The organism is Achromobacter sp. Root83, assembly GCF_001428845.1.
In the GTDB taxonomy this organism is placed as follows: Bacteria; Pseudomonadota; Gammaproteobacteria; order Burkholderiales; family Burkholderiaceae_B; genus Achromobacter.
This window is the reverse complement of sequence record NZ_LMIU01000022.1, coordinates 337,217-362,806: the sequence shown is the minus strand read 5'-3', so window position 1 is coordinate 362,806 and position 25,590 is coordinate 337,217. Positions and strand designations below refer to the sequence as shown.

23 protein-coding genes are annotated in these 25,590 nt (G+C 66.3%); 8 read left to right on the top strand and 15 right to left on the bottom strand.

What is annotated here, in order from left to right:
• Positions 1 to 11: 11 nt before the first annotated feature.
• The 4 genes from ASE30_RS17385 to ASE30_RS17370 are packed head-to-tail and all read right to left on the bottom strand — an operon-like array spanning position 12 to position 3,248.
• Positions 12 to 1,277, bottom strand: a complete 1,266-nt coding sequence (locus tag ASE30_RS17385; RefSeq protein WP_057285522.1) for a CaiB/BaiF CoA-transferase family protein — start codon at positions 1,275 to 1,277, stop codon at positions 12 to 14.
• A gap of 8 nt (positions 1,278 to 1,285) precedes the next feature.
• Positions 1,286 to 2,272, bottom strand: a complete 987-nt coding sequence (locus ASE30_RS17380; protein WP_057285521.1) for a tripartite tricarboxylate transporter substrate binding protein — start codon at positions 2,270 to 2,272, stop codon at positions 1,286 to 1,288.
• A 56-nt stretch (positions 2,273 to 2,328) separates the two neighbouring features.
• Positions 2,329 to 2,763 carry a MaoC family dehydratase gene (locus ASE30_RS17375; RefSeq protein WP_057285520.1) on the bottom strand — a complete coding sequence of 145 codons (435 nt, stop codon included), beginning with the start codon at positions 2,761 to 2,763 and terminating at the stop codon, positions 2,329 to 2,331.
• A gap of 11 nt (positions 2,764 to 2,774) precedes the next feature.
• On the bottom strand, positions 2,775 to 3,248 hold the full coding sequence (locus ASE30_RS17370) for a MaoC family dehydratase (protein ID WP_057285519.1): 474 nt from the start codon (positions 3,246 to 3,248) through the stop codon (positions 2,775 to 2,777).
• 163 nt (positions 3,249 to 3,411) lie between these two features.
• Between ASE30_RS17370 and ASE30_RS17365 the strand changes: the two genes are divergently transcribed.
• From ASE30_RS17365 to ASE30_RS17355, 3 genes are all read left to right on the top strand, one after another.
• Positions 3,412 to 4,185: an IclR family transcriptional regulator C-terminal domain-containing protein gene (locus ASE30_RS17365; protein ID WP_057285518.1), complete on the top strand. Its 774-nt coding sequence runs from the start codon at positions 3,412 to 3,414 to the stop codon at positions 4,183 to 4,185.
• An 88-nt stretch (positions 4,186 to 4,273) separates the two neighbouring features.
• Entirely contained in the window at positions 4,274 to 5,290 is a 1,017-nt protein-coding gene (locus ASE30_RS17360; protein WP_057285517.1) for a tripartite tricarboxylate transporter substrate binding protein, read from the top strand.
• Between the two features lie 430 nt (positions 5,291 to 5,720).
• Positions 5,721 to 6,065: a glyoxalase superfamily protein gene (locus ASE30_RS17355; protein ID WP_057285516.1), complete on the top strand. Its 345-nt coding sequence runs from the start codon at positions 5,721 to 5,723 to the stop codon at positions 6,063 to 6,065.
• 34 nt (positions 6,066 to 6,099) lie between these two features.
• On the opposite strand, the gene ASE30_RS17350 is transcribed toward ASE30_RS17355, so the two are convergent.
• From ASE30_RS17350 to gtdA, 8 genes are all read right to left on the bottom strand, one after another.
• Positions 6,100 to 7,275, bottom strand: a complete 1,176-nt coding sequence (locus ASE30_RS17350; protein WP_057285515.1) for an ABC transporter substrate-binding protein — start codon at positions 7,273 to 7,275, stop codon at positions 6,100 to 6,102.
• Positions 7,276 to 7,347: 72 nt separating this feature from the next.
• Positions 7,348 to 8,571, bottom strand: a complete 1,224-nt coding sequence (locus tag ASE30_RS17345; protein ID WP_057285514.1) for a 3-hydroxybenzoate 6-monooxygenase — start codon at positions 8,569 to 8,571, stop codon at positions 7,348 to 7,350.
• Between the two features lie 19 nt (positions 8,572 to 8,590).
• Positions 8,591 to 9,943 carry an FAD-dependent oxidoreductase gene (locus tag ASE30_RS17340; protein WP_057285513.1) on the bottom strand — a complete coding sequence of 451 codons (1,353 nt, stop codon included), beginning with the start codon at positions 9,941 to 9,943 and terminating at the stop codon, positions 8,591 to 8,593.
• A gap of 49 nt (positions 9,944 to 9,992) precedes the next feature.
• Positions 9,993 to 11,009 (bottom strand): tripartite tricarboxylate transporter substrate binding protein, encoded by a 1,017-nt coding sequence (locus ASE30_RS17335; RefSeq protein ID WP_057285512.1) that lies wholly within the window; start codon positions 11,007 to 11,009, stop codon positions 9,993 to 9,995.
• On the bottom strand, positions 11,002 to 11,385 hold the full coding sequence (locus ASE30_RS17330) for a chorismate mutase (RefSeq protein WP_057285511.1): 384 nt from the start codon (positions 11,383 to 11,385) through the stop codon (positions 11,002 to 11,004). The genes ASE30_RS17335 and ASE30_RS17330 overlap by 8 nt, the downstream gene beginning before the upstream one ends.
• Positions 11,382 to 12,020 carry a maleylacetoacetate isomerase gene (gene maiA / locus ASE30_RS17325; protein WP_057285510.1) on the bottom strand — a complete coding sequence of 213 codons (639 nt, stop codon included), beginning with the start codon at positions 12,018 to 12,020 and terminating at the stop codon, positions 11,382 to 11,384. The genes ASE30_RS17330 and maiA overlap by 4 nt, the downstream gene beginning before the upstream one ends.
• 13 nt (positions 12,021 to 12,033) lie before the next feature.
• Positions 12,034 to 12,732 carry a fumarylacetoacetate hydrolase family protein gene (locus ASE30_RS17320; RefSeq protein WP_057285509.1) on the bottom strand — a complete coding sequence of 233 codons (699 nt, stop codon included), beginning with the start codon at positions 12,730 to 12,732 and terminating at the stop codon, positions 12,034 to 12,036.
• A gap of 55 nt (positions 12,733 to 12,787) precedes the next feature.
• Positions 12,788 to 13,855: a gentisate 1,2-dioxygenase gene (gene gtdA, locus ASE30_RS17315; RefSeq protein ID WP_057285508.1), complete on the bottom strand. Its 1,068-nt coding sequence runs from the start codon at positions 13,853 to 13,855 to the stop codon at positions 12,788 to 12,790.
• Between the two features lie 180 nt (positions 13,856 to 14,035).
• On the opposite strand from gtdA, the gene ASE30_RS17310 reads away from it, so the two are divergent.
• Positions 14,036 to 14,971: a LysR substrate-binding domain-containing protein gene (locus ASE30_RS17310; protein ID WP_057285507.1), complete on the top strand. Its 936-nt coding sequence runs from the start codon at positions 14,036 to 14,038 to the stop codon at positions 14,969 to 14,971.
• Positions 14,968 to 15,516 (top strand): hypothetical protein, encoded by a 549-nt coding sequence (locus ASE30_RS17305; RefSeq protein ID WP_057285506.1) that lies wholly within the window; start codon positions 14,968 to 14,970, stop codon positions 15,514 to 15,516. The genes ASE30_RS17310 and ASE30_RS17305 overlap by 4 nt, the downstream gene beginning before the upstream one ends.
• Positions 15,517 to 15,939: 423 nt before the next feature.
• Here ASE30_RS17305 and ASE30_RS17300 read toward each other — a convergent pair whose 3' ends face one another.
• The 3 genes from ASE30_RS17300 to ASE30_RS17290 all read right to left on the bottom strand — a co-directional run bounded on the left by ASE30_RS17300 (position 15,940) and on the right by ASE30_RS17290 (position 21,934).
• The gene (locus ASE30_RS17300; RefSeq protein ID WP_057285505.1) at positions 15,940 to 17,418 is read right to left on the bottom strand and encodes an efflux transporter outer membrane subunit; all 1,479 of its coding nucleotides are present in this window, start codon (positions 17,416 to 17,418) and stop codon (positions 15,940 to 15,942) included.
• Positions 17,419 to 17,490: 72 nt separating this feature from the next.
• Positions 17,491 to 20,706, bottom strand: coding sequence for an efflux RND transporter permease subunit (locus ASE30_RS17295; protein WP_057285504.1), 3,216 nt, complete (start codon positions 20,704 to 20,706; stop codon positions 17,491 to 17,493).
• A 25-nt stretch (positions 20,707 to 20,731) separates the two neighbouring features.
• Positions 20,732 to 21,934: an efflux RND transporter periplasmic adaptor subunit gene (locus ASE30_RS17290; RefSeq protein ID WP_082601622.1), complete on the bottom strand. Its 1,203-nt coding sequence runs from the start codon at positions 21,932 to 21,934 to the stop codon at positions 20,732 to 20,734.
• 388 nt (positions 21,935 to 22,322) lie between these two features.
• Here ASE30_RS17290 and ASE30_RS17285 point away from each other — a divergent pair, with 388 nt between their 5' ends.
• From ASE30_RS17285 to ASE30_RS17275, 3 genes are all read left to right on the top strand, one after another.
• Positions 22,323 to 23,414, top strand: coding sequence for a LysR family transcriptional regulator (locus tag ASE30_RS17285; RefSeq protein WP_057285503.1), 1,092 nt, complete (start codon positions 22,323 to 22,325; stop codon positions 23,412 to 23,414).
• A gap of 153 nt (positions 23,415 to 23,567) precedes the next feature.
• Positions 23,568 to 24,680: an AI-2E family transporter gene (locus ASE30_RS17280; protein ID WP_057285502.1), complete on the top strand. Its 1,113-nt coding sequence runs from the start codon at positions 23,568 to 23,570 to the stop codon at positions 24,678 to 24,680.
• A 120-nt stretch (positions 24,681 to 24,800) separates the two neighbouring features.
• Complete coding sequence (locus ASE30_RS17275; RefSeq protein WP_057285501.1) at positions 24,801 to 25,577, top strand: phytanoyl-CoA dioxygenase family protein; 777 nt, start codon at positions 24,801 to 24,803, stop codon at positions 25,575 to 25,577.
• The last annotated feature ends 13 nt before the right edge of the window (positions 25,578 to 25,590 follow it).

Sequence of the window (25,590 nt, the reverse complement as noted above, 5' to 3'; positions counted from 1 at the left end):
CGGGGGTCCATTCAAACGATGCGCTGTTCGCGCAGCCGGGTGATTTGTTCGGCGCTGTAGCCCAGCAGCGCGCTCAACACGCTGTCCGTGTTGTCGCCCAGGCGCGGCGGCGGCAGGTCGTAGCGCGGCGGCGTATCGCGCAGCCGCAGGGGGCTGGCGATGGTGGACACCAGGCCATCGATATCGGCGTGCGGGGGCCGGGGGATGTCCACGCGCAATCCACGGTGCCGCACCTGCGGGTCCTGGAAGACCTGCTCGTAATCGTTGATGCAGCCGCAGGGCACGCCGTTCGCCTCCAGGCGTTCGATCCAGTCGGCGGCGGGCCGCGTCAGCATGCTGCGCGCCAGTTCGGGTACCAGAGTGTCGCGGCCCTGGATGCGCCCCGTGACTTTGGTCCAGCGCGTATCGGCGGCAAGGTCAGGGCGGCCGATAGCAGCGCAGTAGCGTTGCCATTGATCGTCGTTGCCGACGGCCACGACGATCTCGCCATCGGCAACCGCGAAGACCTGGTAGGGAACCAGGCTGGCATGGGCGTTGCCGTAGCGCTTGGGGGCCTTGCCATTGGCGAAGTAGCCGGTGACCTGGTTGCCGCCCAGGGCCACGATGCAGTCGAGCAGGGCCATGTCGATGTACTGGCCCAGGCCGGAGACATCGCGGTGATTCAGCGCTGCGAGGATGGCGATGGTGGCATACATGCCGGTGATGACGTCGGCGATGGCGATACCGGCTTTTTGGGGACCGCCGCCAGGCAGGTCGTCGCGTTCGCCCGTAATGCTCATGAGCCCGCCAATGGCCTGGAAGACGAAGTCATAGCCCGGCTTGCTGGCGCTGGGGCCATCCTGGCCGTATCCGGTGATGGAGCAGTACACCAGCCGCGGGTTGATGGCGCGCAGGCTGTCGTAGTCCAGGCCATAACGCTTGAGGTCGCCGATCTTGTAGTTTTCGATGAACACATCACTTTGCGCCGCCAGTTCGCGCACGATGCGCTGGCCCTCGGGTTTGGAGATGTCGAGGGTCAGCGATTTCTTGCCCCGGTTGGCGGCCGCATAGTAGGAGGAGTCTCGCGTGTCCTGGCCCGCGCCGTCGCGGACCCAGGGCGGCCCCCAGGCACGTGTGTCATCGCCAGTTCCCGGGCGTTCGATCTTGATCACGTCCGCGCCAAGGTCGGCCAGGTTTTGCGTGCACCAGGGACCGGCCAAAATGCGCGACAGATCCAGTACGCGGATGTGGGAAAGCGCGCCGCGCGCCGGCGTGTTGCTTGCGGGAGTTGCCGTCATGACTGCTCCTATTGGATGGTGATGTGGGCGTCGTTGATGACCTTGGCCCACTTGTCCATCTCCGCATCGACAAAACGCGCGTACTCGGGCTGCGTCATGGCGCCTGGCACGGCGCCTTGCTGCGCGAACTGTTCCTGGATAGCCGGAGAGCGCAATGCGGTCTGGATGTCCTTTGACAGCTTGGCGAGCAGCTTGGGATCCATGCGGCCAGGTGCATACAGGCCGAACCAGGCCGTGGCCTCGAAGCCCTTGACGCCCGCCTCATCGAGCGTCGGCACATCGGGCAGGGCGGGCGAGCGTGTCAGGGAAGTCACGGCCAAGGCGCGCAGCTTGCCGGCCTTGATGTGCTGCAGTACGCCGGGGACCGAGTCGAACATGATGGGGATCTGGCCGCCCAGCAGGTCGTTCAAGGCGGGCGCCGCGCCTTTGTATGGAATGTGAATCATGGACACGCCCGTCATGGTCTTGAACAACTCACCGGACAGATGGTTGGCGCCACCCGTGCCCGCCGAGCCAAAGTTCACCTTGCCGGGGTTGGCCTTGGCGTAGGCGATCAGGTCGGCGACGCTGCCGATGTGATTGCGTGCGGCGAAGTCCGGGTTGACCACGAGCACATTGGGCACCGCGGCGACCTGCGCGACGGGAGTGAAGTCCTTCTTGCTGTCGTAGCGCAGGTTCTTGTATAGCGCGGGGTTGATCACGTGGTGCGTGGCCGTCACCATCAGCGTGTAGCCGTCGGCGGGTGTGCGGGCCAGTTGTTCGGAAAAGATCGTGCCGCTGGCGCCGGGCTTGTTCTCGACCACCACGGGCTGTTTCCATTCCGTGCCCAGCGTGTTGCTCAGCATCCGTGCCAGGATGTCGGTGGTGCCGCCGGGCGGAAAGGGCACGACCAGGCGGACGGGATGATCGGGAAAGTCCTGAGCGCGCGCGCTTATCGGCAACAGGCAAAGCACTCCCAGGCACAGGGAGGCAGCAGTGTGCAACCAGCGATTCATTATTGTCTCCTCGATTTTTTTTTGAACCGGTATCCGCGTGGCGGATACCGGAGGCTTCAGCGGGGGAACTCCACCATGGCTTCGCCCATCGCCACGGTTTCGCCGCGCTGATTGAGCACTTGCACGTCCAGCGTCGCCCAGCGGCTTTGCTCGGTCTTGCGCGTGGCCGTGATCACCGCCAGCGGGGTAATGGTGTCGCCAGGTTTGACGGGCGCTTTCCAGCGCGTCTCCAGGCGGCGTTGGACACCGCCGCGCTCATAGAGCCAGTCGGTCAGCATGCGCGTGATCACGCCGAAGTTGTTCATGCCGTGCATGATGATGCCGCCGAAGTTGGTGCGGCCGAAGTCGCCCTGCATGTAGTTGTCGTCCAGATGCAGGGGGTTGTAGTCCAGCGAGGCTTCGCAGAAGGCGCGGATGGATTCGCGGGTGGGCGAGAAGGGCACCCCTTCGATTTTCTGGCCGATCGCGAGCGAGTCGAAAGCTTGGGTCATCTTGTTGCTCCTTACACGGGCCGGATAGTCCAGCCGCGGCCGGAGCAGATCACTTCGTTGTTCTGGTTGAAGAAGACGTTGTCGTGCACGACGAACAGGCGGTCCTTGCGGATGAACTTGTCCAGTGCGCGGGCTTCAAGCCGGATGACATCGCCCGGGCGCGCGGGGATGTTGTAGCTCCAGGATTGGCCGGCATTGACCGTGCCGGGGCTGCGCATCCAGTCATCGGCGGGGGTGCACGAGAACATCAGGAGGATGTGGATGGCCGGCGGGGCGATCAGACCTTTGTAGGGGGACTTCAGCGCGTAGGCCTCGTCGAAGTACAGGGGGTGCGTGTCGCCGACGACGCGGCAGTACTTTTGAATGGCTTCCAGCGTCAGGGTGTAGGGAATGGTTTCGCGAGGCTCGCCAGGGACGATGTCGTCCCAGATCTTGCGCGTGGCGGCGTCTTTCCAGAAATCTGTCTCGAATGTAGTTTGAGTCATGGCCTTTCCAGGGCGGGTTGTGGGGAAGGCGCATTGCCGGGCCCGGACTTGCGCGAACACGATCAGCGGGTCTATAATGACCGCTAAGCGGATACATACATCCGCTATACGGTCATTCTGAGAGTTGAGCGCGGACGTGTCAAGCACGTATGCCGGAGCACCTATGGCAACCCCTGAAAGCGAATCCTTCGTCCGCACCTTTGCGCGCGGACTCAAAATCATTGAAACCATGGGGCAGGGGGAGGCGCGCCAGACGCTGGCCGACGTCGCGTCAGCCGTGGATCTGCCGCGCACGGCGGTGCGCCGCTTTCTGATGACGCTGGTCGAACTGTCTTTCGTGAAAAGCGATGGCAAGCACTACTGGCTCACGCCCAAGGTGCTGCGTCTGGGCCTGTCTTATCTGTACACGCTGCCCTTTTGGCGGCAGTCTCAATTGGCGCTCGAGGAACTGGGTGCGCGCATTGGGCAGTCGTGCGCGGTCTCGGTGCTGGACGAGGAAGACATCGTCTATGTGCAGCGCTTGCACACCAAGCGCATCCTGCCTATGAGTCCTTCGCTGGGCAGCCGTTTGCCGGCGCATGCGGTGTCGATGGGCAGAGTGCTGTTGTCGGGTCTGGATGATGCGGCGCTGCAGGGCTATCTGGAAACGGCCCGGCTGAAAAGGCTGACCGCGGCCACGGTCGTGGACTGCGATCGATTGCGCCAGGAGATCCTGCGGGCGCGAGAGCAAGGTTATGCCTGGGTGGACGGTGAATTGGATGATTCGATCGCGGGCCTGGCCGTCCCGGTGCGCGATCAAGACGGCGCGATCGTGGCGGCCGTGAATGTCAGCCTGTCGGCGGGCACCTACGAGGAAGCCGCCGCGGTGGCGGAATTCCTCCAGCCCTTGCGGCAGACGGCGTGGCAATTGCGCGCGACGATGATGGGTTTGCGCTAGCGGAAGCGAAGTAGCGCTTTGTTACCTCATTGACGACTGTGCGGTATGCTACGAGCCGCCATTGATCCAGAGTGAGGAGAACACCATCATGACGCGTACCCCCCGCAGCGCTGTGCGCCGCGCCCTGTTGCAAGGCGCCGTGGCGCTGGCCGCGACCCTGCCTTTCGGCGCGCCCGCGCTGGCGCAAGCCGCCGATTTCCCGGCCAAGCCGATCCGTTTTGTCGTGCCTTACCCGCCTGGCGGTCCGCTGGACACCATGGCCCGCCTGCTGGCCGAGAAGGTGCGCGGTTCGCTGGGCCAGGCCGTCATCGTGGAAAACCGTTCGGGCGCGGGCGGCAACATCGGCGCGGACCTGGTGGCCAAGGCGCCGGCCGACGGCTACACGCTGGTGATGGGCGCGGTCGCCACGCACGCGATCAATCCCTGGCTGTTCGCCAATCTGCCGTATGACCCGGTGAAGGATTTCGCGCCGGTGACGATCGTGGCGTCGGTGCCGAACGTGCTGGTGATGAACGTCGAGTTCGCGCAGAAGAACAAGATCGAGAAGCTGGCCGATCTGATCGATTACGCCAAGAAGAATCCGGGCAAGCTGAACTACGGTTCGGGCGGCAACGGCAGCGCGGGCCATCTGTCGGGCGAGCTGCTGAAGGCACGCGCGGGCATCAATGTCGAGCACATCCCTTACCAGGGCGCGGCGCCGGCGCAGTTGGCGCTGTTGTCGGGGCAGTCGGATTTTATGTTCGACAATCTGGCGGCTTCGGCGCCGCTGATCAAGGACGGCAAGGTGAAGGCGCTGGCCGTTACCACCGCTCAGCGTTCGTCGCTGCTGGCGGACGTGCCGACGGTCGAGGAGTCGGGGGTCAAGGGTTTTGACCTGGGGACGTGGTTTGGCGTGTTCACGACGGGCGGCACGCCGGCGCCGGTGGTGGCCAAGCTGAACAAGGCCTATGCGGACGCGATGGGGCAGCCGGATGTGAAGCAGCGTTTGCTGACCATGGGGTCCGAAACGGGGCCGATGACGCCTGAGGCGTTCGCGGAGTTCGTGAAGGCCGAGAAGGCGAAGTATCAGGAGATCGTGAAGATCTCGGGTGCTAGTTTGAATTGATGTTTTTGGTTGATGGGGGTCTTTGGTTGGATGCCCTGTTGATTGTGTTTTCATTACGCCCGCCGGGATTTTTTGGCGGGCGTTTTGCTTTCTTTTGACGCCCGGCGTGGCGGCGGCCTGGGGTGCGCGGGGCTGCGATTGCGGTCCGGAGCCTTCGCTCCGGACTGCCCCGTTGTCATCGTCGTTGTCGCCTTCGGCGACTGCCTTCCGATTCCCTCGGGCGCATCTGACGCCCCGCGCACCCCAGGCCGCCGCCACGCCGGGCTCTAGTGGTTTCAGCTTCGCGGGTGTGGGGGCGGGTGGGGTTCTTTAGGTTCTTGCCGTCATTTTTGGGGGTTGAAGCGTCTTGCGGGGCCCGCCCCAGGCCGGCCGCGCGGGCGGCCTTTTGGGGCTTACGCGGTGTCTTGCGTGATGGTGGTGGCACGCCGCCATTCCCATCCTGCGAATCTTTTCCCTGGAGAAGGCGCGCGAGTTCTATCTGGATTTCCTGGGGTTCACGTGGGATTGGGAGCATCGCTTCGAAGCGGGCATGCCGCTTTATGCGCAGGTGCATCGAGGGGATCTGGTGCTGCACCTGAGCGAGCATCATGGCGATGGGACGCCGGGGTCGGCGGTGTTCGTGCGGATGCAGGGCGTGGACGAATTCCACGCCGAGGTCAGCGCGAAGCGCTATGGCTATATGCGGCCGTGCGTCGAGGACATGCCTTGGGGGCGGGTGATGGCGGTCATCGATCCGTTCGGCAACCGCTTGAGTTTCTGCGAGGACAAGGATTAGGGCCGGGCAAAGGTGCTTTGCCCGGCGCCCCGGCCTACATCTTGCAATCCGCGGCGTGGACGTCGGTGTGGTCGCGGGCAAGCACTTTCAGGTTCTTGTAGATCAGCTTCCCGTCCGGGCCGGCCTCGATGTGCAGCAGGTACCAGTCCTGGATGGGATGCTGGTTCGGGCCGAACTTGAACTTGCCGCGCACGCTGGGGAAGTCCGCTTTACGCAAGGCGTTGCGGAAGTCGTCCGGGCGTCCGGCGATGTCGCCGTCGACGGCCTTCAGGCCCGAGGCGATCAGGTTGGCGGTGTCGTAGGCCTGCGCGGCGTAGGCGGTGGGCACGCGGTTGTAGGCTTTGGTGAAGGCGTCCACGAAGTGCTTGTTTTGCGCGTTGTCCAGGTCGGCGCTCCAGAGCGAACTCAGGTAGAAGCCCTTGCCCGCCGTGCCGGTCGCGGCCAGCATGCGGTCGTCCATCGAGTAGATGGGGGTGATCATCTTGATCTTGTCGGACAGCCCGGAGTTGGCGAACTGTTTGGTCAGGTTGATGCCCGCGCCGCCGGGATGGAACTGGAAGATGGCGTCGGGGTTGAGCGAGCGGGTGCGCGCCAGCTCGACCGAAAAGTCGGCCTGTTCCAGCTTGGTGTAGATCTCGTCGGCGATCTCGCCCTGGTAGGTGCGCTTGAAGCCGGCGACGGCGTCGCGGCCGGCCTGGTAGTTCGGGGCCATGATGACCACGCGCTTGGCGCCCAGTTCGTTGGCCGCCATGCCGGCGGTGTCCGCGTACGAGTCGTTCTGGAATGCGACGGAGAAGTAGTTGGGCTTGCAGGCCTTGCCCGCGTAGTTGGAGGGGCCGGCGTTCAGGCTGACATAGAAGGCGCCGGCGTTCAGGACGGTGGGGCCGACCGCGGCCATCACGTTCGAGAAGTTGACGCCGGTGAACAGCCGCACGCCGTCCTGCACCATCTTGTCGGCGATCTGCTTGGCGTTGGCGGGCTTGAGCGCGTCGTCCTCGACGCGCACGTTGACCGGCACGCCGCCAAGCTTGCCGCCGCCTTCCTTGACGGCCAGCATGAAGGCATCCCGTTCGTCTTCGCCGATGTAGCCGGCGGGCGTGGACAGGGTGCCGATGAAGCCGATGTCCACCGGCTTCTGCTGGGCGCTGGCCGCGTACGAGGCCAATGACAGCATGACGGCGGCGGCGCCGCGGAGTGTGCTTTTGTTCATGGTTGTCTCCTCTTGTGCTTATGTTCGTTTGCCCCCTGGCTGGCGGCAGACGGGTTTCTCCCGAGACTTCAATTACGTCGCGACGCCTCCCGCGAGGCAGTTCTCGACCTTCCAGCCATACAGCCATTGCAACGCGTCATAGAACTGGGTCTGGCTGCGGCCCGTCCACAGCATGTTGCGCACGGTGCGTTCGACCCCTCGGGCGTGGTAGATCCTGCCCATCTCGCGGGTGGACCAGACCACGCGGGCGCTGCGCGGAATCCGGATCGATTCGTACAGCCGGAAGGCGGCTTCCAGATCGTGTCCGCAATGGCGAATGGCTTCGCCCAGTGTCACGGCGTCTTCCAGCGCCATGCAGGCGCCCTGCGCCATGTATTGCGTCATGGGGTGGGCGGCGTCTCCCAGGATGGTGGCGCGGCCCTGGCCCCAGCGTTCGACCGGCTCGCGGTCGGCGGTGGCCCAGCGTTTCCATGAGGTGGGGCGGTCCAGCATCTGGTGCGGACGCGGGTGGATGCCCTGGAAGTACGACAGCACCTCTTCCTTGCTGCCCTCGCGCACGCCCCATTCCTCGTTCTCGCGGCTGTGGAAGGTGACGACCAGGTTGTATTGCTGGCCGCCGCGCAAGGGGTAGTGAACCAGATGGCAGTGGGGCCCCGCCCATAGGACGGGCGCGTTGATGCGCAGTTCCTCGGGCATGTTGTCGCGTTCGACCACGGCGCGGTAGACCACGTGGCCGGTCACGCGCGCGGGGTCGCCCACCATGCGCTCGCGGATCACGGACTTGACGCCGTCCGCGCCCACGATGGCATCGGCGCGATAGCGGTTGCCCAAGGTGTCCACGACCTCCACGCCGCGCTCGTCCTGAGACATGCTGGTGATCTGGGTGGATGTGCGAAAGCGGATCAGCGGATTCTGCTGCACGGCTTCCAGGATGGACAGGTGGATGTCGGCGCGATGGATCACGGCATACGGACCGCCGAAGCGATCGCGGAAGGCATCGCCAGTGTCGATGCGCACCACCTCCTTGGCGTCCACGGCGTCCATCATGATGATGTGGTCGGTGAAGACGGCGCGCTCGCGGGCCTTGACGCCGACCCCCAGGGCATCCAGCGCCGCGAAGGCGTTGGGCCCCAACTGGATGCCGGCGCCGATCTCGGCGATGTGCGCGGCCTGCTCCAGGAGCTGCACGGCGATGCCTTGCCGCGTCAGCGCCAGCGCGGCGGCCAGTCCGCCGATACCGCCGCCCACGACGATCACGGTTTGCGTCTTCGGCTTTCCAGCCAGGCTAGTAGTCATGTCGGAATCTCGCGCCGGTTCAGTGCTGGCCGCCCAGGAAGGCACCCTGTTGTTCAAGCTGCGCCTGCAGCGCGGGAATGGATATGTCGCCGGGCGCGATGCCCGCGCGCAGCGCCATCGCGGCTGCGGTGCCCGCCGCCTCGCCCATGACAAAGCAGCTTCCGCTGACGCGCGCGGCGGACTGGCCTTCGTGCGTCATGGACGCGCAACGGCCCGCCACCAGCACGTTGTCGGCCACACCCGGGCCGCGTTTGGGCACCATCATGCGAAACGGAAGCTGGTTGTAGCCGCGCGATTCGGGGATGGGCGGCCACATCCATTGCACGTCGCCGGCCGTGTGCATCTCCAGCGGCCAGCCATTGACGCCGATGCTGTCGGGGAAGTCCGCGCAGCCCAGCACGTCCTCTTTGCTCAGCACGGCCTCGCCCACGATGCGGCGCGTTTCGCGGATGCCAAGCTGCGGGGCGATGTCCAGGACATAGGCCTGTTCGAAGCCCGGCACTTTCGCGCGCAGGAAGCCCAGGTACTGCATGATCTGCCGGCGGCCTTCCAGTTCGCCCGCCGACAGCGAGGCGGCATCGGTGCCGTCGGCCGCGCTGCCGTCCGCGTTGGCAAGCTGGGTCACGTTGACGCGCCATTCGTAGTCGTGTTTTTGCGGCCGGACGATGGCGCCGCGCCGGGGGAAGGTGAATTCGCCGCTGGCGGCGGCCTGGTCCATCAGTTGGGGAATGGTCTTCCAGGCTTCCTGCGCGCGGGCGCCGTCCACATTGCCCACCTTGAACATCAGCGTGGGGTAGAGCATGTGGCCGTGCGCGTCGCCCTTTTCGAACGGCAGGCCGCCCCATTGGGCGATGTCCGCATCGCCCGAACAGTCGATGAATATCCTGGCGCGCACCGCGCAGCGGCCGGACTTGGTTTCCAGGAACAAAGCGTCCACGCGGCCGCGCTCGTCGCGCGCCAGACCGGTGGCCAGTGCGTGGAACAGGACCTGCGCGCCGCTGTCCTGCACCAGGCCGTCGGCGGCGCACTTGAAGGCCGAGATGTCGTAGGCCTGGGCGTGGATCTTGCCCAGGATCAGATGCGGATCGTTCAGCCCGTCCATCGCGCGCATGCGGTCCAGCAGGTCGTCCGTCATGCCGTGTACTACCTGCCGGATATCGCCGTGGATATTGGCGTGCAGCCCGCAGAAATTCGAGACCCCGGCGGCCGTGCCCATGCCGCCCAGAAAGCCGTAGCGTTCCACCAGCAGCACGCTGGCGCCGTTGCGCGCGGCGCTGGCGGCCGCCAGCACGCCGGCCGGGCCGCCGCCCAGCACGACGACTTCATATTCGCCGTAGAGGGGGACCTGGCGGGCGGGTTCGGTGATGAGCATCTGATTCTCCTTGCGTGTTGCGGTTGCTGCGTGACTGCCTGCGCGGCGCTTACTGGCCCTTGATGCCCAGTTTCTTGATCAGGGGCTCCCAGCGCTTGAGCTCCGCGTCCATGTAGCCGCGGAATTCGGCTGGCGTGTCTCCCACCGGGTCCATGAACTGGGCCTGCAGCCGCTTGACGACCTCGGGGTCGCGGATCGCCTGGATCAGCGCGTCGGACAGTTTTTTCTGGACGTCGGCCGGCGTCTTGGAAGACACCACGAATCCGATCCATGCCGAGCCCTCGATGCCCTGTACCCCGACTTCCGCCAGCGTCGGAATCTCGGGCAGCAGGGTGGAGCGCTTGGACGAGGTGACGGCCAGCGCCTTTAGGCGTCCATCCTTCACCATCGGCATGACCGCGATGGGCGGCAGCGCGGCGAACTGGGTGTCTCCGGACAGCAGCGAGGTCAGCGCGGCGGGCGAAGAGGGATAAGGAACGTGGGTGGCTTTCGCGCCGATCTGCTGCAGCAGCAATTCCACGGCCAGGTGCGAAACGGTGCCTGCGCCCGGGGAGGGAAAGTTGTACTTGTCCGGATTCTTCTTCAATGCTTCCAGCAATTGCCCGATGCTGTCGATGCCGGCGCTGGCGGGCACGACCAGCACGTTGGGCTGGTGGACGGCCAGGGTCAGCGGCGACAGGTCGGTGGCGGGCGCATAGGGCAGCTTGTCGAACAGCAGCGTGTTGTTCACCAGCGGGCCGGTGATGGATACGCCGAAGGTGTAGCCGTCCGGCTTGGCGTTGGCGATGGCGAAGGTGCCGATGTTGCCGCTGGCACCCGGCTTGTTCTCGATCACGATGGTCTGGCCCAGGATCGCGCCGGCCTTTTCGCCGACGATGCGGGCGACCTGGTCGGGGCTGGAACCGGGGCCGAACGGCACCACCGCCTTGAGCGGCTGGCTGGGCCAGGCGTCGGCGGCCTGGGCGGCGGCCAGCGGCGTCAATGCGGCAAAACCCAGGGCCAGCGCGCGGATGGCGATGCGGCGCGCGAGCGCGCGTCCGGGCAGCGGAGTCGAAATATCATGCATGCGTGTCTCCCACGTCTTTCATGGTGTCGAAGTAGGTCTGTTCATTGGCGATGAAGGCGGCAACCATCGCGCGGTAGGTGGCGTCCACCACCTGTTCCAGATGGGTGAAGCCCCGGTTGTGGCGTTCGGCAAGCTGCCTGGCCTTGTCGAAGACCTGGGCCTGGCGCGCGGGCGCGCTCACCTGGAAGGCGTCGCGCTTGAAGCGCGCGGCATCCTTCACGTACATGGCGCGTTCGGCGATCAGCCGGACGATGTCGTCGTCCAGCCTGTCGATGTTGGCGCGCACCTCGGCCAGGCTGGCGCACAGCGGACGGTAGGCGGGATCGGCGTACTCGCGCAGCGGCGCGCCCTGGGTGTCGGGTTCTTGGGGGTTCATGGTTTGAAGTCCGGTTGCCGTGCGGGCGCCGCCTGCTGGAAGGCAGGTTGCGCGCTGCAATGTTCGTGGATGCGCAGGATGCGCGGATAGGCGGAAAGGTCGCAGCCCATGCGCTGGGCGTTGGCCACCTGCGGAACCAGGCAGCAATCCGCCAGCGTCGGCGCGTCGCCAAAACAATACGCGCCGTGGCCATGGCGGGCCAGCATGGCTTCCACCGCGGTCAGGCCCTCGCGGATCCAGTGGTGGTACCAGGCGTTTTTCTGTTCGTCGCTGGCCCCCAGCACCTCTTGCAGGTAGCGCAGGACGCGCATGTTGTTGACCGGGTGGATGTCGCAGGAGATGGCGTCGGACAGCTCCAGCACGCGGGCGCGGGCCGGCGTGCTGGCGGGGATCAGGCGCGGTTCGGGATGGGTGGCGTCCAGGTAGTCGATGATGGCGAGCGACTGCGATAGCTGCGTGTCGCCGTCGGTCAGCAGCGGCACGCCGGCCGACGGATTCCTGGCGACGTAGTCCGCATCGCGCTGTTCCTGCTTGCGCAGGTTCACGGGAAGGTACTCGTAGGACAGGCCCTTGAGCGCAAGCGCGATGCGCACGCGGTAGGACGTGGAACTGTTGAAGAAGCTGTGGAGTTGCATGGGTTCCCTTGGGTTACACCATCCGCACGCTGAGCGTGCCCAGGCCGTCGACACCGCCGACCATCGTGTCGCCGCGCACTACCGGACCCACGCCTTCGGGTGTGCCGGTGTAGATCAGGTCGCCGGCTTCCAGCCTGAAATACCTGGACAGGTACGCGATGGTTTCGGCGACGGACCAGATCAGCTTGCCGACATCGCTGCGCTGCTTGTCCGCGCCATTGACCTGCAGCCAGATGCCTGCCTGCTCGATGCCGGCAACGGATTTCGCGGGGTGCAGCGGACCGATGGGCGCGCTCTGGTCGAAGGCCTTGCCCAGTTCCCAGGGCCGGCCGGCTTCGCGCATCTTCATCTGCAGGTCGCGCCGGGTCATGTCCAGGCCCACGGCATAGCCCCACACGTGCTGCAGCGCGTCTTCGACCTGGATATCGGCGCCGCCCTTGCCGATGGCCGCGACCAGTTCGATTTCGTAGTGCAGGTTCGACGTTTCGGGCGGATAGGGCAGGGACAAGGTGCTGCCTTCCGCGACAGGCACCACGGCGTCGGCGGGTTTGCAGAAGAAGAACGGCGGTTCGCGGTCGGGGTCGAAGCCCATCTCACGCGCATGGGCGGCGTAGTTGCGGCCCACGCAGTAGACGCGGCGCACGGGAAAGCTGTCCGGGCCGCCGGCGATGGGCACGGCAACCGGAGCGGCGGGAGCAAACACAAAAGACATGGATCACCCTTTGAAGAGCGGGATGGGTTTACGGATTGCTAAACGGAATGGCGGGTCAGCCGACGCGCTCTTCGCGCCACAGGCCCAGCGCGACCTGCACCGGGCGGTCGGAATAGCTGAAGAGCGTGGCGTCTTCCAGCGCGGCCAACTGCACTGGCATCCACGACGGCGCGACGAAAACGTCGCGCGGGCCGAAGTGGAATTCCTGGTCGCCGATGCGCGCGGTGCCGCGGCCTTCGACCACGCTGTAGACGGTGGAGTCGGTCGTGCGGGTGGTCTTGCCCTGAAAGCCGGCGGGCAGGAACTGCATGAAGGTGGCCATCGTCGGCATGGGGTAGCCGCCGGTGGCCGGATTCAGGTAGCGCAGCTTGACGCCGTCCCAGGGGTCGAGTTCGCCGTGGCGGTAGAGCTCGTCCAGTGCCTCGCGACTGCGTTCGTAGGGGTAGTTGAAGATGGGCGAGGTGCCGCTTGTGGCCTGATGGCGCACGGGGGCCATGTTGTGGCCGAAGCGCGCCATGCTGTCGCCTTCGGGGCGCGTGACGGGCTGGGTGGCCGACGGGTAGTTTTCCGCGAAGCCCGCGTCCAGGAAGCGCAGCAGCGGGATGTCCAGGCCGTCCAGCCAGACCACGGGTTCGCCGCCTTCGACGGTTTCGGCGTTGCCGTGGTCGTGCCAGGTCCAGGACGGCGTGATGATGAAGTCGCCCGGATGCATGGTGGTGCGTTCGCCATTGACGGCGGTGTATGCGCCGCGCCCTTCGACGATGAAGCGCAGCGCCGATTGTGTATGGCGATGGCTGGGCGCGATTTCGCCGGGCAGGATCAGTTGAAGGCCGGCGTAAAGGCTTTGCGTGATGCTGGCCTGGCCGGGCAGGCCGGGGTTCTCCAGGATCAGCACACGCCTGACGGCTTCTTCTGCGGTGATCAGCGACCCCGACGCCATGACGTCGCCGCGCACGTCGTCGTATTTCCAGATGGCGGGGATGCAGCGGGGCGCGGGCTGGCGCGGCACCAGGTTGTGCAGCGATTCCCACAGGGGGGCCATGTGCTTCTTGGCGATGCGCGCGTAATAAAGGGCGCGGTCCGAGGCGGCGCTGTCCGCGCCGGCGGGTTGACCGTGGTGCATGGTTGTCTCCGGTATGTCCGGCTGATGCCGGCTTCTACGGGCGGCCACCGCGTGGTTCGCGGCTGGTCCAGTTAGGAGACGATTATGCGTACGCAGCTATGTGTTTGATAATGAAATTATCTTATTATCCATACGAATAACAATATACATACGAGACAATCCCCCAAGACGAGGGCCTGCATGGACTGGACCCACCGCTTGCGGCTGCGCAACCTCAAGATGTTGCTCAGCCTGGCCCAGACCCGCAACATCAGCCATTCCGCCGCGATGCTCAATACGACGCAGCCTGGGCTGTCGAAGTGGCTGAAGGATCTGGAAGACGATATCGGGCTGCCGCTGTTCGAACGCCATGCCCGCGGTCTGCGGCCGACGCCGCACGGCGATGTGCTGATCGCGCACGCGCAGCGCGTGGAGTCGCAGTTGGACCGCGCCAGTGCGGACATGGCGGCGTTGCGCGAGGGCGGCGGGGGGCGGGTGGTGATCGGGGCGTCGGGCGCGTCGGCTTCCGACACGGTGCCGCTGGCGGTGATGAAGCTGCTGGAGCGCATGCCGCAGGCGCGCGTGAAGCTGGTCGAGGGCACGACGGACCGTCTTCTGGCGCAGCTTGCGCAAGGCGATCTGGATATCGTGGTGGGCCGTTCCGCGCCCGAGCACCACGACCCCGCCGTCCGCTTTGAAGCCCTGTATCTGGAACCCATTCATCTGGTGGCGCGGCCGCGGCATCCGCTGTTCGCGGTGGAGCAGCCAAGCTGGCAGGATCTGCTGTCCTATCGCTGGATCCTGTGGCCGAAGGGCACGCCTATCCGCAATGCGGTGGATGCGGCGCTGGCGGCGGCGGGACAGTCGCCGCCCGTGGACCATGTGGAGTCGAATTCGGTCACGATCAATCTCACGCTGATCAACAACAGCGACATGATCGGCGTGGCGTCGCATCGCGCGGCCTTGCGGTTTTCGCAGATGCGGGCGATGCGGATCATCCCTGTCCGGCTGTCCGGGTTTGGCTCGGTGGCGATGTACTGGCGCGAGGATGCGTTCCGGCCGGTGGCGGTGCAGGAGGCGATGGCGGCGTTGCGCGGCACGGTGGCGGAACACGCGCCGGGAGTGACGCGTCTGTGACGCCCGGACCCGCCTCTGGCCTGAACGCTCTGATCGGGCAGTGCCGCAGGCTGGAGGCGGCGTTGGCAAGCGGTGAGGATCCGGCGTCGTCTTCGGCAATGCATCGTTTCGTGGCCGAGATGGACGCGGGGCGCACGCCGCCTGGGATGTGGTCGCCATTGGTCCTGGCGGTGCTGGTGATGGTGGGCGGGCTGGGGGTCGGGATCGAGGTGCTGAGCCTGCTGCTGCGCGTGGCCGGTTCGGCGATGGCGGCGTTCGCGCTGGTGGTGGTTTGCGCGGGGACGGCGCTGGGGCTGGCGATCGGGGTGGTGATGCTGATGGCGGGGCGGGCCGGGGGGCTGGTGCTGTTGAAGTGGCTGTCGATCGGGCTGGCGGCCGTTGGCGCGTTCGGGGTGATTGCGTGGACGCAGGGGGATGTGAGGGCGGTGGGGCCGGTGGTGGCTGTGGTTGGCGGGTTGGGGGCTTGGTTGGTGATGAATAGTCAGGGGTTTTTTGTGTTTGTGGGGTATCGGATGGCGTTGCGGTGTTTGGCGCGGCGGGGGTAGGGTTTTGCGGGGCGATGGTTCTTAAGACGCCCGGCGTGGCGGCGGCCTGGGGTGCGCGGGGCTGCGATTGCGGTCCGGAGCCTACGCTCCGGACTGCCCCATCGTCATCGTCGTTGTCGCCTTCGGCGCCTGCCTTCCGATTCCCTCGGGCGCATCTGACGCCCCGCGCACCCCAGGCCGCCGCCGCGCCGGGCTCCAATGATGGATCTTGGCGGTCGCCGGGCTGGTCGGGGTTCTTGAGGTTCTTGCCAAGCGCCAGGAGGTGTTGGAGCGTCTTGCGGGGCCCGCCCCATGCCGGCCGCGCGGGCGGCCTTGTGGGGCTTACGTGGTGTCTCGCGTCGGGAGGGCGCTGCGGGCGGATGCAGTTTTCGCCGCGCCAGGCTTTGGAATTGTTGTTTGTGCCTGGCGCTGCTGCGGCGTTGGTTACTTCGCCGCCACCGTCTCGGGCGGCACGGGATTCTCCCAGCCGCCGCCGATGGCGCGGATCAGGCCGACGGCGGAGCGGGCCTGTTCGCCGTTCAACTGCACCGAGACGCGTTGCTGAAGCAATACGCTGCGGTCGGCTTCGATCACGTCCAGGAAGCTGATGGAGCCTTCGCGGTATTGCGTATGCGAGAGCTTCGCGGCGCGGGCGGCGGCGTCTACCGCGGCGTCCTGGGCCTTGGTCTGGTCGGCCAGGATGCGCAGGTTGGCCAGATTGTCTTCCACTTCGCGGAACGCGTTGAGCACCGTTTGGCGGTAGACGGCGACGTCTTCTTCGTAGACGGCGCGGGCGCGGTCCAGGCCGGCCTGGCGGCGGCCGCCGTCGAAGATGGGCATGGACAGGGCGGCGCCCACCAGCGGGCCGAGCAGGAAGGTGCGGCTGGACCACTCGAACAGGTTGCCCAGGTCGGATGACTCGTAGCCGAAGGCGCCGGTGATGTCCAGGCGCGGGAAGAAGGCGGACTTGGCGGCGCCGACGCGGGCGTTGGCGGCGGCCATGGCGCGTTCGGCGGCGGCGATATCGGGACGGCGTTCCAGCAGGGTGGAGGGCAGGCCGGCCGGGATCGACACCGCGACCTTGTCGATGGGTTGCGGCGGCATGGCGAAGTCGGACGGGGCGCGGCCCAGCAGCACGGCCAGCGCGTGTTCGGCGGTGGCGCGGCGGCGGTCGATGCCCAGGGCTTCGGATTGCGCGGAGGCCAGTTCGGCCTTGGCGCGGGCCAGGTCCAGTTCGCTGATGTCGCCGGCGTCATAGCGGCGCTGGATCAGTTGCAGGGTGTCGGTGCGCAGCTTGACGGTCTGGTGGTAGAGCCGCGATTCGGCGTCCTGTTCGCGCACCAGGAAGTAGGTGGTGGCGACGTCGGCCTGCAGCGCCAGCAGCACGGAACGGTACAGCGCTTCGCTTTGCTGGGCGTCGGCGGTGGCGGCGTCGGCGGTGGAGGCGACGCGGCCGAACAGGTCGGCTTCGTACGAGACCATGCCCTGGGCGCGCCAGGTGGTGACGGTTGTGGTGGATGTGCCGTCGGGCTGGCCTTGCGATACGGCCGAGGGACGCTGGCGGCTGGGGCCGAAGCCGGCGTCCAGGCTGGGGAAGAAGCCGGAGCGGGCTTCGCGCTGCAGCGCGCGGGCCTGGGTCAGGCGGGCGGCCGCGGCCTGCAGGTTCTGGTTGGCCTGCTGGGCTTCTTCTTCCAACTGGTTCAGGCCTTCGTCGCCGAATATCTTCCACCAGGCGCCGCGCAATACGTCTTCGGACGGCTCGGCGGGCTTCCAGGTGCCGGCTTCGGAGGCGGGCAGGGCGGCTTCCTTGAAGGCCGCCGGGGTGGCGGCGGAGGGCCGCTCGTAGGTCGGGCCCACCGCGCAGCCGGCCAGCACCAGCAGGAGGGCGAGCAGGGCGGAACCGCGGGTCAGTCTTTGGATCATGATGACTTTTCTCTTTAGCGCGCGTCCCGTCTCGTTGGGCGGGACGCGCTGGCTTCTCTTCTGTCTGGCGGCCTACGCGTTGTGCTGCGTGGCGGGCGGCGCGTTGGGGTCCACGTGCGGCACGCACACGGGCGCTTCATGCGGCGCGGCGGAATGCAGCTGCTTGCCGCCGATGGAGCGCAGCAGCACGTAGAACACCGGCGTCAGGAACAGGCCGAACAGGGTCACGCCCAGCATGCCGAAGAACACGGCGACACCCATGGCATGGCGCATTTCCGAACCCGCGCCCGAGGACAGCACCAGGGGCACCACGCCCATGATGAACGCGATGGACGTCATCAGGATGGGACGCAGGCGCAGGCGGCTGGCTTCGATGGCGGCTTCGAGCGGGGTACGTCCGTTCATTTCCAGCTCGCGGGCGAATTCGACGATCAGGATCGCGTTCTTCGCCGACAGCCCCACCAGCACCATCAGGCCGATCTGCGTGAAGATGTTGTTGTCGTTGCCGGTCAGGTAGACGCCGGTCAGCGCGGCGAGGATGCTCATCGGCACGATCAGGATGACGGCCAGGGGCAGGGTCAGGCTTTCGTACAGCGCGGCCAGCACCAGGAACACCAGCAGCACGCTGATGGGGAACACCCACAGGCCGGCGTTGCCCGCCAGGATCTGCTGGTAGGTCAGGTCGGTCCATTCGAACTTCACGCCGCGCGGCAGGGTTTCAGCGGCAACGCGTTCGGCCGCGGCTTGCGCCTGGTCGGACGAGTAGCCGGGGGCCGGGCCGCCGTTGATGTCGGCGGCGGTGTAGCCGTTGTAGCGCACCACCATTTCCGGGCCGAAGGTCTGCTTGACCGTCACGAGCGACGACAGCGGCACCATGTCGCCCGCGGCATTGCGGGTCTTCAGTTGCAGGATGTCGTCGGCGTGCGCGCGGAACGGGGCGTCGGCTTGCGCCCGCACCTGGAAGACGCGGCCAAAGCGGTTGAAGTCGTTGACGTACATGGAGCCCAGGTAGATCTGCATGGTGTCGAAGACTTCCGTCACCGGCACGCCCAGTTGCTTGGCCTTGACGCGGTCCAGGTCCACGTCGAGCTGCGGCACGTTGATTTCGTAGCTGGAGAACGCGGGGCCCAGTTCGGGCGTCTGGCGGGCCTTTTCCAGGAACGCCTGCTTGGCCTTGTCCAGTTCGGCATAGCCCAGCGCGGCGCGGTCTTCCAGTTGCAGCTTGAAGCCGCCCAGCGTGCCCAGGCCCATCACGGGCGGGGGCGGGAACACGGCAATGAACGAGTCCTGGATGGCCGCGAACTTCTGGTTCAGCGATGCCGCGATGGCATTGCCGGACAGGTCGGCGCCCTTGCGTTCATCAAAGGGCTTCAGGGTCACGAACACGATGCCCGCGCTGGAGCTGTTGGTGAAGCCGTTGATCGACAGGCCGGGGAAGGCGATGGCGGACTGCACGCCGGGTTCCTTCAGGGCGATGTCGCTCATGCGGCGGATCACGTCTTCGGTGCGGTCCAGCGAGGCGCCGTTGGGCAATTGCGTGAAGCCGATCAGGTATTGCTTGTCCTGGGCGGGCACGAAGCCGCCGGGCACCAGATACGACACGCCGATGGTGGCGGCCACCAGCACCGCGTACACGCCCATGGCGCCCGCCTTGCGGCGGATCACGTTGGCGACGCCCGTGCCGTAGGACTCGGACGCGCGGCCGAACATGTTGTTGAACCAGTTGAAGAAGCGGCCGAACACGCGGTTCATGCCACGGGTCAGCCAGTCAGGCTTGTCGTGGTGGCTCTTGAGCAGCAGGGCCGACAGCGCGGGGGACAGGGTCAGCGAGTTGAAGGCCGAGATCACCGTCGAGATGGCGATGGTCATGGCGAACTGCTTGTAGAACTGGCCGGTCAGGCCCGTCATGAAGGCGAGCGGCACGAACACCGCGCACAGGGTCAGCGCGATGGCGATGATGGGGCCGCTGACTTCGCGCATGGCGCGGTAGGTGGCGTCGCGTGGACTCAGCCCCGCCGCGATATTGCGTTCGACGTTTTCCACCACCACGATGGCGTCGTCCACCACGATGCCGATGGCCAGCACCATCCCGAACAGCGACAGCGCGTTGATGGAATAGCCGAACACCAGCAGCAGCGCGAACGTCCCCACGATGGACACGGGCACCGCCAGCAGCGGGATGATGGACGCGCGCCAGGTCTGCAGGAACAGGATCACCACCAGCACCACCAGGGCGATGGCTTCGAGCAGCGTGTGCACCACGGCTTCGATACTGGACCGCACGAACTGCGTGGGGTCGTATTCGATGCGGTATTCCACGCCCGGCGGGAAGTCCTGCGCCAATTCGGTCATGGCGGCGCGCACCTTGCTGGACACGTCCAGGGCGTTGGCGCCCGGCGATTGCATGATGCCCATGCCCACCGCCTGCTTGTTGTCCAGGAGTGAACGCAGGCCGTATTCCTGCGCGTCCAGTTCCACGCGGGCGACGTCGGACAGGTAGGTCACGGCGCCGTCGGGCGAGGTCTTCAGGATGATGTCGCGGAATTCTTCTTCGGTCTGCAGGCGGCCGCGTGCATTCACGTTGAGCTGCAACGGCACGTCGCCTTGCGTGGGCGATGCGCCGATCACGCCGGCGGCCACCTGCACGTTCTGTTCGCGGATGGCGGCGACGACTTCGGACGCGGTCATGCCGCGCTGCGCGACCTTCTGCGGGTCCAGCCAGACGCGCATGGAGTAGTTGCCCGAACCCCACACCGTGACTTCGCCCACGCCCGTGATGCGGGCCAGGCGATCCTTGACGTTCAGGATCGCGTAGTTGCGCAGGTAGGTGATGTCGTAGCGATCATTGGGCGAGATCAGGTGGACAACCAGCGTCAGCGTGGGCGAACTCTTGGCCGTGGTCACGCCCAGGCGCTGCACGTCTGGCGGAAGGCGCGGCAGCGCCTGCGACACGCGGTTCTGCACGAGCTGCTGCGCCTTGTCCGGGTCGACGCCCAGCTTGAAGTTCACGGTCAGCGTCAGGTTGCCGTCGCTGTTGGCCTGCGACTGCATGTACAGCATGTCTTCCACGCCGTTGATGGATTCCTCCAGCGGCGAGGCGACGGTTTCGGCGATGACCTTGGGGTTGGCGCCCGGATACTGCGCGCGCACCACCACCGATGGCGGCACCACTTCCGGGTATTCGGAGATGGGGAGCTGGAACATGGCCAGCAGGCCCGCCAGCAGCACCAGGATGGAAAGCACGCCGGCGAAGATGGGCCGGTCGATGAAGAATTTCGAGATATTCATGGACGTTCTCGTTCGACGCGTCGGCTCAGTTCTGTGCCGATGCGGTCTGGACCGGGTTGCCGGAATTGGGCTTGGCGGCAACCATGGGGACGACGGTCGGGGTCACGGCATCGCCGGGACGGATGCGCTGCAGGCCATTGACGACGATGCGCTCGCCCGCGGCCAGGCCGGAGTCGACGACGCGCAGGCCTTCCTGGTTGGCGCCCAGCTTCACTTGGCGGTACAGGGCGTGGTTCTTGTCGTCCAGCACCAGCACGAAACGCTTGTCCTGGTCGGTGCCGATGGCTTTTTCGTCGATCAGGACGGCCGCGCGCGGGTCGCTGCCGCCCAGGCGGACGCGGGCGTACAAGCCCGGCAGGAGCGAGCCGTCGGCGTTGTCGAACTCGGCGCGCACGCGGATGGTGCCGGACGTCGCGTCCAGGCGGTTGTCCACCGATTGCACGAAGCCCGTGCGCGAATAGCCTTCCTCGTTGGCCAGCCCCAGTTCGACGGGCACCGAGCCAGCCTTGCCGTTGCGGGCGGGGTTTACGTACTTGAGGAAGGTTTGTTCGTCCACGTCGAACGATGCGTACATCTTGGACACCGAAACCAGCGTGGTCAGCGGCACCGACGCGGCGCCGGCGGCCACCACGTTGCCCACCGTGACTTCGGCGCGCGAGACGCGGCCGGCCACGGGCGCTTCGATGCGGGTGTAGCCCAGGTTCAGCTTGGCGTAGTCCAGCGCGGCCTGCGCGCCCTGCAGGTTGGCGGCGGCTTCGCGCGAGGCGTTCTGCTTTTCTTCGAAGTCGCGGCGGGCGATGGCGTTGTCGGCCAGCAGGCGCTGGCCCCGAGCCAGTTCCGACGCCGTGTAGGCGGCGCGGGCGCGGGCCGCGGTCAGGGCGGCGGCGGCGCGGTCCACCTCGGCCGCGTAGGGGCGCGGGTCGATGGTGAACAGCACGTCGCCCTTCTTGACGATGGTGCCGTCCTGGAAGTGGACGGCGGTCAGGGTGCCGGACACCAGGGGGCGGATGTCGACGCGGTCGATGGCTTCCAGGCGGCCGGAATAGCGCTGCCAGTCCACGATGGTCTTGTTGATGACTTCGGCCACTTCGACGGGCGGGGCGGACGGGGCGCCCTGCGCCATGGCGACGTTGCCGCCGGCGGGGCCCCGGGTGAGGGCGTAGCCGCCGCCGGCCGCGAGCACGGCTGCAAAGACGACGAGCATAGCAATACGATTACGCGAAACCATGATGTTTCCTTGAGTGGTGTAGGGGCGGAAGCGCGCTTGCCCGGGGCCTGGGGCGGGAGGCGGCGGCGGTCCTGGGGGAATGCCAGTCCTCAGGGTCCGATGGCCATATGGATATGCTGCGGTGCAGCATGCAACGGTGTTGCGTATCCTGGGCGGCGGCGCCTGATCGGGGCGGCTCGCTGCGGGTTCGGAATCTGAGGGTTGACATGCCCCTTTTGTGGCGCCGGGCGGCAAGGGCACTTCAAGATGGTTTGCATTCTGAGTGTTTTGTGGGGCCGGATAAACCTGTCTATCCCGGCAACACTAGTCGTGTGAAATGACTAATCGACGCCGAAATCGGGTTATGCTCCGTTCACCCCGACTTATTTGCCCAAAAGGACACCCCGCCATGGACCGTTTTCAGGCTATGCAGGTGTTTGTGCGCGTCGTGGACGCCAATAGCTTCACCCGGGCGGCCGACAGCCTTTCGCTTCCGCGCACCACCGTCACCACCATCATCCAGAACCTCGAACGCCTGCTGGGCGTGCGCCTGCTCAACCGCACCACGCGCCGTATCGGCCTGACGCCGGACGGCGCCGGCTATTACCAGCATTGCGTGCGCATCCTGGCCGACGTCGAGGAAACCGAGGCCTGCTTCCAGGAAGCCGCCCTGCGCCTGAAGGGGCGGTTGCGCATCGACGTGCCCACCTGCATCGGACGCCTGATCCTGATTCCGGCATTGTGTGATTTCCACGACAAATACCCGGACGTCGAACTGGTGCTCGGCCTGGGCGACCGTCCGGTGGATATGGTGCAAGAGGCCGTGGACTGCGTGATCCGCGCCGGCGACCTGGAAGATTCCAGCCTGGTGGCCCGCCGCATCGGCACCCTGCAGACCGTGACCTGCGCGTCGCCCACGTACGTCGCGCGCCACGGCATGCCGCAAACGATCGAATCCCTGCGCGACCACCACGCGGTGCATTATTTCTCCAGCCGCACCGGCCGCAATTGCGCCTGGGATTTCAAGGTGGACGGCAAACACCAGGAAGTGGACATGAAGGGCACGGTGGCCGTGAACGAAGCGGGCGCCTACCTGGACTGCGGGCTGAAGGGCTTTGGCCTGATCCAGACCGCGCGCTATATGGCGCTGCCCCATCTGCAATCCGGTGAACTCATAGAAATCCTGCCGCAATGGAAGCCCAGCTCCACGGCGATTTCCGTGCTGTATCCCCAGAGCCGGCAGTTGTCGCCCAAGGTGCGCGCTTTCACCGACTGGGTGGCGGAGCTGTTCGCCGGCTGCCCGCTGCTCAGCGGCCGCGACGAGACCGATCCGGCGGCCGCTTCGTGCGCGGTCTACCAGCGTAACCAGGGTCTGACGGCCGAGGCCCTGGCCCAGCTCCAACCTCAGCTCCAACCCCAGCTCCCCCGGGTGCCGGCGCTTGCCGACATGCCGCCGCGCCGCCGCACGGCGCGCGAAGAGGCGGCGGAATACGCCCTGTAAGCGGCGCGCGCATGGCGGGCAGGAGCGTCCGCCATGCGTACTAAACGCGGGAAACCCCGTAGTAAATACAGCCCTTACGTCCCTCGTATTTCGTGAAACGTCTGTATAGTCCGACAGTCAAAGCCTACAACGCCCTTACTGTCGATCCGCTCCATGCAGCCTGTTCTACCCGCTTACCTGATCGCCCGATGGTTGTTGCTGCTCGTGTTGTTGGCGGGGGTTTACTTTCTTAGCGGATTCCTCGTTCCCGCGCTGGCGGCGCTGATCATCGGCCTGGCCAGCTGGCCGTTGTACCAGCGCCTGGTCGCCCGTTGCGGCGGCCGCACCGCGCTTGCCGCGTCGCTGGCGCTGCTGGTGGTCATCGTGGTGCTTATCGTGCCGATGACGCTGGCCCTGTCGTATGCCATCAAAGAAGCCAGCGCGTTTTTCGCCTGGGCCATCGCGGCCAATCGCCACGGGGTCGACGTGCCGGCATGGATCACGTCCATGCCCGTCGTGGGCGAGCGCCTGGGCCAATACTGGGAATCCTATATCGGCCAGCCCCACGCGCTGGGCGCGCTGGTCGAGGCCGTCAGCGGCGAACACCTGGGCAATATCTACCGCATGGTGCTGGCGGCCACGGGTAACGTGTTCCAACTGCTCCTGACCGTGCTGTTCATGCTGATCACGCTGTTCTTCGTCTACAAGGACGGCATCCGCATGGTGGCCCAGCTGGACGTGCTGGGCGAACGCATCCTGCCCGCGCGCTGGCAGCGTTTTTCGCGCGTGGTGCCGGCCACCATCAATTCCACCGTCACCGGCATGGGCCTGATCGCCCTGGGCGAAGGCCTGGTGCTGGGCGTGGCGTACTGGGTGGCGGGCGTGCCGTCGCCGGTGCTGCTGGGCGTCGTCACCGGCTTCATGGCGCTGATACCCGGCGGCGCGCCGCTGTCGTTCACGCTGGTGTCGCTGTACCTGGTGGGGTCGGGCCATGTGGTGGCGGGCATCGCGCTGATGGTCTGGGGCAGCGTGGAGCTCTTCATCGTCGACAAGACCCTGCGCCCGCGTCTGGTGGGCGGCCCCGTGAAACTGCCGTTCCTGCCGACCTTCTTCGGCCTGGTGGGGGGCGTGAAGACCATGGGCATCGTCGGCCTCTTCGTGGGGCCGGTGCTGATGGCGCTGCTGGTGGCGGTGTGGCGCGAATGGGTGCACCATGAAGTGCAGGAGCGCGACGCCGCCCGCTTGAATCCACCCGCCGGCCGCCCTGAAAAAACGCCGGCCGCCTGAGCCCGTACCGGCCGGCGGTTTTGGTAATCTAGCCGTCCCCGCGCCCACCGGCGCCTGATCCGGTACCCGCCTGCCTCGCGCGCAGACGCGTTGCACATGCCGCGGGGAGTGAGGATCGAGATGTCCGGGTTACTGCCTGATGAACAGATAGCCGAGCTGCGCCAGCAGGGGTTCGTGGTGGCGCGCCAATTTGCAAGCCCCGAACAGGTTGCCGCCCTGCGCGCGCTGGCCGAGCGCCACTTGCGCGACCACGTGGCCCCCATCGAATACGAAGCCGATCTGCGCTACCCTGGCGCGCCCGAATCGCGCACCGCCGAAGGCGGGATGACCGTGCGCCGCCTGCTGGGGGCCCATGGCCGCGATCCAGTGTTTGCCCAGTGGGCCACCGATCCGCGCATCGGCCAATGGCTGGCCCGCTATTTCGGTGAACCGCCCGTGCTGTCCACGACGCACCACAACTGCGTGATGACCAAGCACCCCGCGTATGGCAGCCTGACGGGCTGGCACCAGGACATCCGCTACTGGTCCTTTTCCGACACGGACCTGGTGTCCACCTGGCTGGCCCTGGGGCCGGAAACGCGCGCCAACGGGGGGCTGTCCTTCATCCCCGGATCGCACGCGGCGGCGTTCGCGCCCGAGCAGTTTGACGACAAGAAATTCTTCCGCGACGATGCGCCGCAAAATGCCGAATGGATCGCCCGCGCGGTCTGTCCGGAACTGGAGGCCGGCGACGTGGTGTTCTTCCATTGCCGCACGCTGCATGCCGCCCAGGGCAACCGCAGCGGCCGCGTGAAGCTTTCCGTGGTCCACACCTACCACCCGCAATCCTGTCACCCCATGCCGGGCACCCGTTCCGCCTCGCAGCCGGGCGTGCCGTTGATGGACTTCCGGGGTTGATCACGCTAAAAGT